This window comes from Phycisphaerae bacterium (assembly GCA_041652575.1).
Lineage (GTDB): Bacteria > Planctomycetota > Phycisphaerae > Sedimentisphaerales > UBA12454 > UBA12454.
In genome coordinates this window covers 182147-195465 of sequence record JBAZHC010000005.1, presented here as the reverse complement: position 1 = coordinate 195465, position 13319 = coordinate 182147, and the positions used below count along the sequence as shown (strand labels likewise).

The 13319-nt window shown below is 42.2% G+C and carries 12 protein-coding genes, 1 tRNA gene and 1 pseudogene; 13 read left to right on the top strand and 1 reads right to left on the bottom strand.

Annotated elements, in window-relative coordinates; all coding sequences use genetic code 11:
• Positions 1-847 precede the first annotated feature (847 nt).
• Positions 848-1024 (bottom strand): annotated as a pseudogene (locus WC496_05730) (GxxExxY protein).
• A gap of 366 nt (positions 1025-1390) precedes the next feature.
• On the opposite strand from WC496_05730, the gene WC496_05725 reads away from it, so the two are divergent.
• The 13 genes from WC496_05725 to ribD all read left to right on the top strand — a co-directional run bounded on the left by WC496_05725 (position 1391) and on the right by ribD (position 13305).
• Positions 1391-2353 carry a hypothetical protein gene (locus WC496_05725; protein ID MFA5292518.1) on the top strand — a complete coding sequence of 321 codons (963 nt, stop codon included), beginning with the start codon at positions 1391-1393 and terminating at the stop codon, positions 2351-2353.
• 239 nt (positions 2354-2592) lie between these two features.
• A tRNA-Lys gene (locus tag WC496_05720) sits at positions 2593-2665 on the top strand.
• A gap of 47 nt (positions 2666-2712) precedes the next feature.
• Entirely contained in the window at positions 2713-3357 is a 645-nt protein-coding gene (locus WC496_05715; protein ID MFA5292517.1) for a hypothetical protein, read from the top strand.
• An 8-nt stretch (positions 3358-3365) separates the two neighbouring features.
• Positions 3366-3911 carry an AmmeMemoRadiSam system protein A gene (amrA, locus tag WC496_05710; protein ID MFA5292516.1) on the top strand — a complete coding sequence of 182 codons (546 nt, stop codon included), beginning with the start codon at positions 3366-3368 and terminating at the stop codon, positions 3909-3911.
• 38 nt (positions 3912-3949) lie between these two features.
• Positions 3950-4984, top strand: coding sequence for a hypothetical protein (locus tag WC496_05705; GenBank protein MFA5292515.1), 1035 nt, complete (start codon positions 3950-3952; stop codon positions 4982-4984).
• Positions 4981-5565 (top strand): nucleoside triphosphate pyrophosphatase, encoded by a 585-nt coding sequence (locus tag WC496_05700; GenBank protein MFA5292514.1) that lies wholly within the window; start codon positions 4981-4983, stop codon positions 5563-5565. Before WC496_05705 ends, WC496_05700 begins: the two co-directional genes overlap by 4 nt.
• A 144-nt stretch (positions 5566-5709) precedes the next feature.
• Positions 5710-6966: a helix-turn-helix domain-containing protein gene (locus tag WC496_05695; protein ID MFA5292513.1), complete on the top strand. Its 1257-nt coding sequence runs from the start codon at positions 5710-5712 to the stop codon at positions 6964-6966.
• Positions 6967-7128: 162 nt separating this feature from the next.
• On the top strand, positions 7129-7914 hold the full coding sequence (locus WC496_05690; protein ID MFA5292512.1) for an OmpA family protein: 786 nt from the start codon (positions 7129-7131) through the stop codon (positions 7912-7914).
• A gap of 67 nt (positions 7915-7981) precedes the next feature.
• The gene (ndk, locus tag WC496_05685; GenBank protein ID MFA5292511.1) at positions 7982-8428 is read left to right on the top strand and encodes a nucleoside-diphosphate kinase; all 447 of its coding nucleotides are present in this window, start codon (positions 7982-7984) and stop codon (positions 8426-8428) included.
• Positions 8429-8517: 89 nt separating this feature from the next.
• Positions 8518-9675, top strand: a complete 1158-nt coding sequence (locus WC496_05680) for a DarT ssDNA thymidine ADP-ribosyltransferase family protein (GenBank protein MFA5292510.1) — start codon at positions 8518-8520, stop codon at positions 9673-9675.
• A gap of 13 nt (positions 9676-9688) precedes the next feature.
• Complete coding sequence (gene ligA, locus WC496_05675) at positions 9689-11875, top strand: NAD-dependent DNA ligase LigA (GenBank protein ID MFA5292509.1); 2187 nt, start codon at positions 9689-9691, stop codon at positions 11873-11875.
• Positions 11866-12231 (top strand): hypothetical protein, encoded by a 366-nt coding sequence (locus tag WC496_05670; GenBank protein ID MFA5292508.1) that lies wholly within the window; start codon positions 11866-11868, stop codon positions 12229-12231. The genes ligA and WC496_05670 overlap by 10 nt, the downstream gene beginning before the upstream one ends.
• A 3-nt stretch (positions 12232-12234) precedes the next feature.
• Positions 12235-13305, top strand: a complete 1071-nt coding sequence (ribD, locus tag WC496_05665) for a bifunctional diaminohydroxyphosphoribosylaminopyrimidine deaminase/5-amino-6-(5-phosphoribosylamino)uracil reductase RibD (GenBank protein MFA5292507.1) — start codon at positions 12235-12237, stop codon at positions 13303-13305.
• Positions 13306-13319 lie beyond the last annotated feature (14 nt).

Here is a 13319-nt window from a genome sequence, read left to right as displayed (position 1 = left end):
AACAATATTGAATTACCAAAATTCTAATGTTCAAAACTAAAACGTAACACCGTATTTGAAAGCAAGTTATAAAAACTGAATTTAAAAAACGTGCAGAAAAAACAAGGAATTTATGGATAGTAGTACGAAGATAACACGAAGTATTGCTTCAACTAAGCAGTTCCGCGGAAATAAATTAACCACGAATAGACACGAATTAACACTGTTTGTTTCAACGAGTTCTCCGATAAATCGGAGTTCTTTGTGCCCAAAGCAAAGGCTTTGCTCAAAGCGAGCTTTTGCGCCAGCCGTTATGCTTTGTCCACCGGCTGATATAATCAGCTTTCGTTGAAACAAAACACAGTTACGATTGTCCGGAGGTTTCAAAATCTGAATCCGCCGTCGCCATCCGTCTTCGTCCCTAAGGGACTACGAACGGACAAGAAGGCTATGGCGGACAAGTTTTTATATGGCTAAGCCAAAAAATTTGAAGCAATAAATTTATATCACTATGCTCGTATGCAGTATACTGCATACGAGCATAGATACCTAGATATTTTTTACATGGGGATTTTTAGTTTCGGGTTTATATTTTGAAATATGTTATCGCTGTGCGATTGTGTCTTAAAGCAAACGAACCCTGCCATAGTAATGGCAGGGCTAACCACGGCGGATAAATATAAAAATTGTTTAGAGAGAAACGGTGCCACAAATAATTTAAGATTTAAGATTGAAAATTTTGTTTTTGGTTTTCCGACCCCTTTAATATTTCCTTTCACCACGAAGTTCACGAAGCGGCACGAAGTATTATAATATTTTATTTTTTTATTATATAAATTTTTCTTCGTGTTTCTTCTTTTCTTCGTGGTGCAATTGTTTGTTTTTCGTAGGGCAGTTCCTTTTGAGCACTATGTCGAATTCCGGCACTTATCAGCTCAAACGACAGGCATCTTTCATAAGCGGATTCAAGCAGTCCCGGCCCTAATCTTTTATGCACCTCAAGAGCGCAACCAATGACTTTATTTGATAGTTCGTCGAATTCCATTTCATATTTCCTTTCACCACGAAGGACACGAAGCGACACGAAGTATTATAATATTTTATTGTGGCATAGGGGTCATACAAGAAATAAATCCCATTAGAGACAAGGTATCAGAGATGCCTGATGGCGGCCAAAGGCAACCTGTCTCTAACGGGACAAACTTTTACTTCAATTTACTCGAAATATGGTGTGGGATGTGGTGTGGGTGGACGCTTTTAAATTGCAGATATAGCCGAACGGTTAATACTGTGGTTTAAAATCAACGCGGGCAATAGTTTTGCCGGCCAGGAAGAACACTTGCACGGAAGGGCTGCTAATTGTATCATTAACTATGTACTAAAGTTACAACAGGCTTATGGAGAATCGGTTATGAGAACGAAACTGCCTCAAACACTTTGGCTCGTGCAATGGCACCTGCTTTTTGCCGGCCTTATGATAGTAACGGTAATCGTATGGGTTCTTGCCGATGCGATGCCGGTCTTCAAGGGCAGTTTTATGATGCTGATACTTTTTGCCGCGGCCGTCGGTATGTTCGGGATAATCCTGCTGCTTTATGAAGCGGTAAAAATTCTGACAATACAGCAGCAGCAGCTCGAGCAGATAAGCGATGCACTGACGGCAAGCAGAAGTCTGTTCGAACAGATAAGCAAGGGAGTCATGCTTAGCGAAGCGGCAAAGACAATCGCCTATCGCGATATGGACAACCAGTATCTGCGGGCTTCAGTGATGGAAAAACTTCATCAGCAGGATTTCAGGGCGACTTACGCGATGATAGAAGACATCGCCCGCCGAAGCGAATATAAGGAACTGGCGGAAGAGCTTAAAACAGCCGCCGATAACTACCGTGACGCAACAGAACAGGAAAGAATCAATCAGATTGTAAGTTACATCGAAAGACTGTTTGAGCAGTTCCAGTGGACAACCGCCAGCATTCAAATTGAAAGCCTTATAAAGAAATATCCGGATTCGGGAAAAGCCGAGCCCCTGCAGCAAAAACTCGTTGAGAAAAAAGAACAGCGGAAACGACAGTTGTTGGCGGCCTGGGACGAAGCGGTCAAGAGGGAAGATACCGACCGGAGCCTTATGGTGCTCAAGGAACTTGATGTGTATCTTACGCCGAGCGAAGGACTGGCTCTTCAGGAAGCGGCAACGGAAGTTTTCAAAAACAAGCTTCATAATCTCGGGGTGCAGTTCGCTCTTGCCGTAAGCGATAAGCAGTGGGCCGATGCCCTTATTACCGGGCAGGATATTATCAGGGGCTTTCCGAACAGCAAGATGGCTGATGAAATCCGCGGCAAACTTTCGACACTGCGTGAACTGGCCAGAAGGTAACGTCTCCACGCCGGTTTTCCCGACATCGGCATTTATTAAAATTTGCTGAAGGAATTATCATCTAACAGTCCAAAACAGATAGACATATTTAAAAATAGGGGTTGTGGTTAATCTTCTTGCAAAATCAGCCGGTAGTTTGTAAAGTATGCCCCTGCGATTAGCCGTGATTATTTGCAGTTTATAGATATAACAACCCGCGATGCGGGTTTATTATTTAACTTATTGCAGGAACAGTAGTTGAGGGCGTAGCTCAGCTGGTAGAGCAACGCACTTTTAATGCGTAGGTCTTGGGTTCGAATCCCAACGCCCTCATTTGACAGTTAGTCTCAAGAGATTAATCATTGGTTTTAGAAGCTGATATGAACGAAAAAACCACCTCTGCCGGCGTTAAACTGCCAGCCTGGCAAATACATAAGCGTCTGTATAACTGGGTTTTGCACTGGGCTGACACGGAATTCGGCCTTATCGCTCTTATAATCCTCGCAATTACGGAACCTATCTGCGTGCCTGTGCCGCTTGATATTCTTGTGGTTGGGATGAGTCTGGGAAAACCAAAAAACGGCATTAAGTATGGAATTACAGGCGCTATGTTCTCTGTGCTCGGAGGAACAATCGCCCTTCTGCTGGGAATGGCTGTCGGCGGAGAAAACGTCGTCGCTGTATTCGATAAAATTCATCTCGGCTCCAAAGTAAATCTTGCTCTTGAGATGTATCAGAAATATGATTTCTGGGCTATTGCCATCTCGGCGCTTACGCCTGTGCCGTATATGCTTTTCAGCTGGCTCGGAGGAATGGCGAAAATATCCATAGTAAAATTTGTACTCGTAAGCATAGTATTCAGAACGATGAGATTCGGTTCCGAGGGCGTCATATTCTATCTGTTCGGAATCAAGGCGAGACATTTAATTGATAAATACTTCAATCTGGCGACAATACTTGTTATGATACTCCTTGTTGTAGTTGCTTTTGTGATGAAAAAACTCGGAGCGGTATTCGCTCCTTAATAAATATAATGACGGAAAATCAGAAAAAACAACTACTTACAGTTGCAAGAAATGCCGCTGCAGCCGCGGTAGCGGGTAAGAAACCACCAAAAATAACTTCCGATGACCCTGTTCTTAACGCACATTGCGGATGTTTTGTTACCTTAAAAAATAAAGACGAACTTCGTGGATGCATCGGGCAATTTGTTTCAGATAAACCTTTGATAGAACTGGTAAGCGATATGGCCGGGGCCTCGTCAACAGGCGATGCGAGATTTTTTGCCAACCGTATCAGGCCGGAGGAAGTAAAAGACCTTGATATCGAAATTTCAGTTCTTTCGCCGCTTAAAAAAACAAAGGACCCGTTAAGTCTGCGGCTCGGAGTTGACGGCATATATATCAAAAAAGGCGGCGCAAGCGGCTGTTTCCTGCCGCAGGTCGCGACCGAAACCGGCTGGAGCAAAGAAGAGTTTCTTTCCTATTGCTGCGCCCATAAGGCCGGATTGAAACCGGACGCATGGAAAGATAAAAATACCGAAGTTTTTTTATTTACGGCAGAAATTATCGAAGAGTAAACTGCGTGGGCTAAAGCCCACCCTACAATTGGAAATGAATGAAAAAAAATATTTTAGTATCGCTGCTTCTTTTCGTTTGCGGCTGCGGAGAAGAAAATAAAATAAATAACCGTTCAGTTGCGGCGTTGTCCACAACGGACGGTATGATTAAATACGTTGCCCCGCTGCCATCCGTGCGAAGCGTTGAAAAGTGGGATAATCCCTACGGTAACGGACTGACCATAAAGACACAACATTACACAATTCATACGACAATGCTTGAGCCGTTAATGCTTAAACAAATCCCGGCATTTGTCGAGGCCGTATGGCGGCAGTATCAGAGTCAGCTTCCTGTGCCTGTCGCAAACGAAAGCGGATTTGTCCTGTATCTTTTCGAGGACCGCTCACAATGGGAACAATTCACAAAGGGATTTACCGGCGACCAGTGGCCGATGTACCTGAAAATAAAAAAAGGCGCATATTTTCTTAACAGCACCTGCGTTGCCTATAATATAGGCAGGAGCCGGACGTTCAGCGTAATAGGACACGAGGGATGGCATCAGTTCTGCAACAGGTTTTTCAAATATCGCCTGCCGAGCTGGCTTGACGAGGGCATCGCCCAGCTTTTCGAACAAAACGATTTAGAGAACGGGCAGTTTGTTTTTCAGCCGGCGAGAAATTACGCCAAGCTCGGCGCTTTGAAACTTGCCATGCAGAACAACCGGATGATTCCGCTGCGAAATCTTATCTCGTTAAATCCCGGCGAGGTAGTATTGTGGGAACAGGCAGATGCTGCCGTAATGGCGTTTTATGCGCAGTCGTATGCCCTTGTGCGTTTTCTGCGGGAAGATGATTACGGCAGGAGACTCGGGAATTATCATCAAATGCTGGTAGGAGCTCTTAACGGGACCTGGCCGCTCGATGAAACAGAGGCAAAAATAGCCTCCGACAGAAATATTCCAATTACGGTACGGTGGAACAGTTATATTGCGCAGAAACTGTTCAGTATTTATATAGGTCAGGACATAGAAAAAATTGAACCGGAATACCTGCGGTTCTGCGGAAAATTGGTTTATTCTATACGACTCAAATGAGCAAATTCCCCCCTTTTATACTTGCATCAGCATCGCCAAGAAGGAAAGAACTCCTGCGGCGCGGCGGTTATGATTTTGACGTAATCGTATCTGGTATAGATGAATCAAAAATTCCGGTTGAAGGATTATCGCCGGCTCAATATACCTGCAAACAGGCACTGGCAAAGGCACAGGATGTAGGACGGCAATTTCCGGACAGATTAGTTGTCGGCGCCGATACGGTCGCGGATTTTAACGGGGAAATCATAGGCAAAGCCGAAACGGCCGAGCAGGCCGAAGCGATAGTAAGAAAACTCTTCAGCGGTCCTCATAAGATTATAACCGCTATCGCGATAGTTGAAAAGGATACCGGTCTTGAAATCGTAGAATATGACACGACAACGGTTTATCCTGAAAAAATGAGTGAAAAACAAATCGAGGAACATATAATCTCAGATATCTGGAAAGATAAGGCCGGGGCCTACGCAATCCAGGAAGGCGGCGATAAATTCATCGAGCGAATCGAAGGCAGCGAAACGAATGTAATGGGATTCAGTATGGAACTATTCGCAAAAATGACAAAAAAGCTTACATTGCCCTGAAATGTGTTTCTTAAGATAACTTTCTAATCAGCAGGCAGTTGTATATCAAAATAAGAAAAAGAAATCTCTTGAACATCTTCTCTAAAAGATTATAATTGTGCTAAAATAGGTAAATTTTCAACCCCAACGGTTAGGAAACAGCTTATGGCCGGAATGTTTTACACATTACAGGAAGTTATTGAAAAGCTCGGTAAAACCGAGGCTGAAATCAGAACGTTTGTGAAGGAAGGCAAGCTTCGCGAATTTCGCGACGGCGCAAAGCAGCTTTACAAAATCGAAGATGTCGATGCGATTGCCGGCTCTGGCAAAGGCGCGACAGCCAAGCTTGACGATTCACTCCAGATTTCCATCGATGAAACCGGCGAGGTATCGCTTGCTCCGGAAGAACTCGATGTTCTGATGGGAACTGAGGACAAAGACAAAGCTCAGCAAACAAGATTCAAACTCGACGAAACAGGGGAGCTGATGTCGGAAGAAACGCTGGGAGGCACCCCTAAAGATAAAAGCAGCAAATCCGAAACAGGCGATGAGATTCTGCTTTCACCTGCCTCGGACAGTACAAAGGGAGGGGCATCAGACAGTCTTTCGCTCGCGGCCGACTCCAAGCCGGGTTTAGAGGTATCCAACGACGATACCAAAATTTCGCTGGGCGGCGATACTATAAATGTATTGGGCGACTCCGATACCGGCTACAAAATTTCCGAAGACACAAGCGGTGAAACAAAACTGATACAGAAAAAAGCCAAAGCTCTCGACGATAAAGGCGGCGATGAAATCGCCAGGCTCGATGATGATATAAATCTTGACGCCGGTGGAAGCGGCTCGGGACTTCTGGACCTTTCCCTGCAGGCTGACGATACATCTCTGGGCGCAGTGCTTGACGATATTTATCCGGAAAGCCCGGCCGGCGCACCGTCAGGACAAACTCCTGCGGCAGGCGTTGAGGCGGTAGCCGAGGCAGAACAGATGCTCGAACCCCAGCAGGTTCAGGTTGGGGAACCGGCTGCAACTGCTGAAGATGCTATGCTTCAGAGCGCAACAATGCCGTACGCTGCCGTTGCGATGGTTGCCGAATCTCCGGCAGATACAGCCAGTAATATTTTTGGTGCGATTTTATTCGTGCCGCTTATCGTGCTTATATATGCGGCCATCGTTGTAATCTCCGGCTATAAATCCATATCAGATATGGGAATACTATCTGCTATTACGCCAATAATCTGGTATGTCGCCATCGGCGCTTCGGCTATAGTCGTTTTGGCAGCACTTATGGCATCTTTCTCAGGCGGCCCCAAAAAGCCAAAGGCTCCCAAGGCCCCAAAAGAACCAAAAGTGAAAAAAGTCAAGCCGCCAAAGGAAAAAAAGGCTAAAAAAGGCCAGCAACCACCCGCTGCCGGGGCATAAATCGAAAAATTAATCCGTTTTTTTCGAGCAATTTTTCTCTGGCATTTATATCCGCTTGTGATAGATTTTATTCCCTATTTGGTGCAATAAAAATAAAGGATTACCGGTTCCGCCCAAGGCTCTGCTGAAGGCGGACGAGTTTTGTCAGGAAAGGACAAGAAAATGCAAACTAAGAACTTAACATATCTTTTGGTTATTTCATTTACAGTCGCAATTTTGTCAAGCGGCTGCACCTCTCAGGAAAAATATGACGACCTGAAACTGCGAAACCGCAGTCAGCAGCAGAGAATAGACGAACTTGAAAGCCAGCTTAACGTAGCAAAATTGAAACTTGCGCAAACCGAAAAACAGCTCGCTGAAGCACAACAGGTCTGCGATGCCGATACTGACGCTCTCAATAAGAAGGTTGAAGCGCTGCAGAGCGATATCGCAAAGAAAGAAGAGCTGATTAAGCAAATGCAGGCGGCACTGGGAGGGTCTGTTCTTCCGCCGGAACTGGCGAGCGAACTGGAAAAATTCGCAGCCGAAAACAGCGATATGATTACCTTTGACGAGGCAACCGGTATGGTTAAATTCAAGAGCGATTTGCTGTTCGAAAAGGGCAGCGACGTAGTGGCTCCGAGCGCGGCGGAACTGATGAAAAAACTGTGCGTAATAATCAACTCACAGACTGCCGAAGGTTTTGATATAGCCATCGTGGGCCATACGGACGATATGCCAATCAAAAAGTCAGAGACTATGAATATGCACCCGACAAACTGGCATCTGTCGGTGCACAGGGCAATCTCAGTCGAGAAGCTTATGGAATCAAGCGGTGTAAATCCGAAACGAATGAGCGTAAAGGGCTTTGGCGAATACAGACCTTTGGAAGCCAATGAAGAAGGCAAAAAAGGTAATCCAAAGAACAGGCGCGTCGAAATATATCTTGTTCCGGCCGGCAGTAAATAATTTTTAATTTGAATTTAAAAAACCAATATCCCGCACCTGAATTTATTCAGGTGCGGGTTTTATTTATATGAACGAAAGAACCTTGATAATTATAAAACCTGACGGCGTGCAGAGAAGACTTGTCGGTGAAATTATAGCCCGATTCGAAAAAAAGGGGCTTAAAATCGCCGCGGCAAGATTCCTGCAAATAAGCCCTGAACTTGCCCAGAAACATTACGCAGTCCACAAGGGAAAAGACTTGTTTGACAGGGCAGTCAAAAATCTTTCCTCCGGCCCGGTTCTTGTAATGGTGTTCGAGGGCCAAAAAGTCATTGAAATTACCCGAAAAATGATGGGGGCAACTGCAGGCTTCGATGCCCTGCCGGGCACAATCAGGGGAGATTTCGGGACATCGCAAACACTCACCCTTGTCCACGGCAGCGATTCCAAAGAGTCGGCTGAATACGAAATCGGGCTGTATTTTAAGCCCGAAGAGATTCTGAACTATCAAATGGCGGATGCGGAGTGGTTATAAAAGCTTATTTAACATAGATTCCGAATCCTATTGCAAATACTTTCAGAAAAGCGTATATTTAGCTGTCTGTTATATTCTGTAGGTTTACAATGGGAAAACGCCTAAATAATCTGTTTTATATTACTCATATTAATAATCTGCCTTCTATTCTCAGTGACGGCATTATATGCCATAAAATTATTGAAGAAAAAAATATAAAATTTACTCCGATTTATGACACTGCTATTGTAAACAGACGAAAAGACAAAAAAGTACCTGATGGCAGAAGTTTATGGGAGTTTGCAAATTTATATTTTCAGCCGCGGAATCCGATGCTTTATCGCGTACTAAATGAAAAATCATTTAAAGAAATTGCAATATTAGGTGTACGACGAGATGTGCTTAGAATTAAAGAGGTAATCTTAACGGATGGTAATGCTGCAAATAATCCAACAAACTTTTATACTTCAGGAGAAATAAAAGATATTTTAAAACAAATCTCGGAAGATATCTACAGGGAGTGGTGGACAGACCTTGACGGCTCGAAACGGAAAATAATGGCAGAATGCCTTTGCCCTGGAAAAATTAGTCCAGATTATATTGAATCAATTTATGTGGCCAGTCAAGAAATTGCAGAAACTCTAAAAAGCAAATGCAATATTCCTGTAATTCCATCGCCAGAGTTTTTCTTTAGACCTTTCAGACAGAAATTACTTACAAAAAATCTTTCCTTCGCAGAAGGAGATATGTTCTATTCTGAAATGCAAACTCTCACAATAAGCGTAAATTGTATTGGTGTTATGGGCAAAGGCCTTGCTTCTCGAGCCAAATATCAGTTTCCGGATATATATGTACGATACGAAGACTTATGTAAAAAGAAAATACTTCAAATGGGTAGGCCTTATCTTATCAAAAGGGAAGCATCAAGAGACAGAGAACTTGCTGATGAACCAGAAGCTATGTCCGATTTGAATCGACAAACATGGTTTTTGCTTTTCCCAACAAAAGACGATTGGAGAAATCCTGCCGATATAAAGGGTATCGAGAAAGGTTTAGAATGGGTTTGTAATAATTATCAAGAAGAAGGTATTAAATCGCTTGCACTACCGGCGCTGGGTTGCGGACTCGGCTGGTTAAACTGGAATACAGTGGGGCCGCTTATGTGTAAATACCTTAAAAACTTGAACATTCCGGTTTGTATCTATCTGCCTGTTGAAGAAAAAACACCTGATGAACTTTTAACAAAAGAATTCTTGCTCAGCAGTTAAAAACCGATAATTTATGAAATCTAATATTTCAGCAAAAATCAAATCGCTGCGGGAGCAAATCCGCAAACACGACTATTCATATTACGTCCTGAATCAGCCGCAAATCAGCGACCAGAAATACGACCAGCTTCTCGATGAACTTAAAAAACTTGAACAGCAGAACCCCGAATTTATAACGCCCGACTCCCCTACTCAGCGGGTCAGCGGAGAGCCAATCGAAGGATTCAAACAGGTTACTCACGCAAAACCAATGCTCAGTATTGATAATACATACAACGAAAAAGATTTACGAGAATTTGATATACGAGTTGCTAAAAAACTCAAGAATTACAGTTATGTTGTAGAACTGAAAATCGATGGCGTTGCAATGAGCCTTCGATACGAAGAAGGACTTTTAGTTTTGGGTGCAACAAGAGGCGACGGCACTAAAGGCGATGATGTCACACACAATATAAAAACGATAAAATCTATACCGCTTAAATTGCGGGATAATCCACCGAATGTGCTTGAAGTTCGCGGCGAAGTATATATGCCTAAAAAGGCTTTCGCGAAACTCAACGAGGAAAAAGAAGAAAACGGTGAACTTTTGTTTGCCAATCCGAGAAATGCCACTGCTGGTTCGTTAAAGAATCTTGACCCTAAAATTACAGCAAAAAGAAATTTATCATTCTTCGCGTACTCGCTGGGCGAAACGAACAAAGAAATCGCGAAAACACATTTTGGAAATCTTGAAAAATTAAAAGAGTTCGGCCTGCCAATAAATGAAAACACAACAAAAGCGAAAGATATTGATGAAGTAATAAAGCTTTGCGAAAAATTCGAAAAGCATAGATATAATCTCGATTACCAGATTGATGGGCTCGTGATAAAAGTTGACCAGCTTGAATATTATGAAACTCTCGGCACGACCGGCAGGGCGCCGAAATGGTGTATGTCATATAAATATGCGGCAGAGCAGGCACAAACAAAAGTTACCTCAATTGATGTACAGGTCGGCAAAACGGGAATTCTCACACCAGTGGCGAATTTCGAGCCGGTGCTGCTGGCGGGTACAACCGTAAAAAGAGCAAGTCTGCATAACTTCGATGAAATCGACAGGCTCGATGTCAGAGAAGGAGACACTGTAATAATTGAAAAAGCCGGTGAAATTATCCCACAGGTCGTGGAAGTAAAAAAAGAACACAGGCCTGAAGGTACTGAACCTATTAAAAAGCCTGAAGTTTGCCCTTCTTGTGGTGAAAGAATAGAGTTAATTACAAAAAAAAGGGCTGGTAAAAAAGAAGAACTCACGAATAAAAGCAAAGAAACACATAGCTATATATGTACAAATAAAAATTGTATAAACTTATTAAGAGAGAAATTAATATATTTCGTTGGTCGTGACCAGATGGATATAGAAAACATTGGGCCAGCTCTTATAGATCAATTGATTGAAGCAGGATTAGTAAAAAATCCAGCCGACATCTACAAACTAAAGAAAGAGGATTTACTTGAACTTGATAGAATGGCCGACAAAAGCGCAGATAATATTATTAAAGCAATCCAAGAAAGTAAAAATAGGCCCTTATGGAGATTATTAGCAGGATTAGGAATTAGACACATTGGAGGACAGTCCGCACAAACTCTGGCGAATTATTTTGGCAAAATAGAAAAAGTACTATCTGCTAACAAAGAAGATTTGAAAAAAGTTAAGAAGCAAACAAAAGATGAAAAAGATATATTGAAGAAAAAACTCGCTAGACATGACATCGGCATAGAGGAATATAAAGAAAAACTTAAAGAATTAAAGAAAAATGAGAAATTAAAAGACATAGGCGATGAAATGATCAATAGTCTTTGTGGTTATGTAGAAAACCCTAAAAATCAAGCAATAATAGATGAATTAATATTAGCAGGGATTAACCTAGAACCACCAAAAAAGACTGAAAAAAAAGATGAATTGGCAGGAAAAACCTTTGTTATAACTGGAACATTTGTGAACTTCGGCAGACAGCAAATCGAAGAGGCAATTAGAGAGGCTGGTGGCAAGACAAGCTCAAGTGTTAGTAAAATCACTGACTTTGTATTAGCAGGCGAAAATCCGGGCAGCAAACTTGATAAAGCATATGAATTAAATGTTAAAGTTATTAATGAAGATAAATTTCTCGAACTCATTAAGAAAAAAAATCAGCCAAAAAAAGAGCATACTTTATGGGATTAATAAAGAATATCGAGATATTAGCTAAAAGTAGTTCTTCTGATACCCACTATACAGTCAGTTTTTGCTTTGAAGAAAATAAAATAGCCGTTTTTTGTTCCTGCCCTGCCGGAGATAACCGAAAATTATGTAAACACGTAAGGCAGATTATAGCTGGTAATGATTCAATTCTATATGACAAAAATCAGAAAGGTGAATTAGAAGAAATCAGCAATCTTTTACAAAAAACACAAATCCCTTTGCTTTTGTCTGAGATAAATAAATCCGAAGAACTTTTGGAAAAAACAAAAATGAATATAGAAAAAGCGAAGAAAAATTTAGAAAAGGCAATTTTGAACAAACCAGAAAGTCGGTGTTAGTCAGTGTTAAAGTCAGCGTCAGTCAGTGTTATGCGATTAGCATTGAAACTTGCTCGCAAAGGCGAAGGAAGCGTTGAACCTAACCCGATGGTTGGAGCTATAATTGTCAAAAACGGCAAAATCATCGGTAAAGGATATCATAAGAAATTCGGCGGGGCGCATGCGGAAATAAACGCTCTGAAAAACTGCAAAAAGTCCCCTGCCGGGGCGACAATGTATGTTACGCTTGAGCCGTGCTGTCATTTCGGGAAAACGCCGCCCTGCGTAAACGCTATTATCAAAGCCGGTATTAAAAAAGTCGTCGCTGCAGTCAAAGACCCGACAAAGAAAGTCGGCGGTAAGGGTTTTAGAATCCTCAAACAAGCAGGCATTGAAGTTGAAACCGGAGGTTGCGAAAAAGAAGCTGAAAAATTAAACGCTCCGTTTTTTAAATTCGCCAAAACAAAAAGGCCATGGGTCATTGTCAAATGGGCGCAAAGCAAAGACGGCTTTCTGGCTCGAAGCGATAAAAAAAGATGGATAAGTAATTCAGCCAGCAGAAAAAATGTTCAAAAGATTCGGAAAAGAGTCCATGCTGTTCTTGTCGGCATAAATACCGTTCTCGATGATGACCCGATGCTGACGGTAAGACCGGACAATGGAAGGCAGCCGCTAAGAGTTGTCCTCGACAGTCAATTAAGAATCCCCTTAAACTCTAATTTAATAAAAACTGCCAATAAATCGCCTGTCTGTATTTTCGCAACAGTTTCAAAGAAAATTAAAGCAAAAGGCGTGGAAACAATAAAAATCAAAAAAAATAAAGACGGAATAAATCTAAAAGCCGTTCTTAACGAGCTTGGCAAAAGAAATATTCAGCAGGTTCTTGTCGAAAGCGGAGAAAAGGTAATAACATCCTTTATAAAACAAAAACTTGCCGATGAAATTATTGTTTATACGTCAGGAGAAAGACTCGGCAAAAAAGGCAGGGTAAAATCTTCGCAACTTATGAAAAAAATTTATAATTGTCTCAAAAACAGTTACAGCGATAAAAGATTATTCGGGAAAAATGTCAGACTAACAGGATTTGTAAAATAAAAAGAAGGAGAATG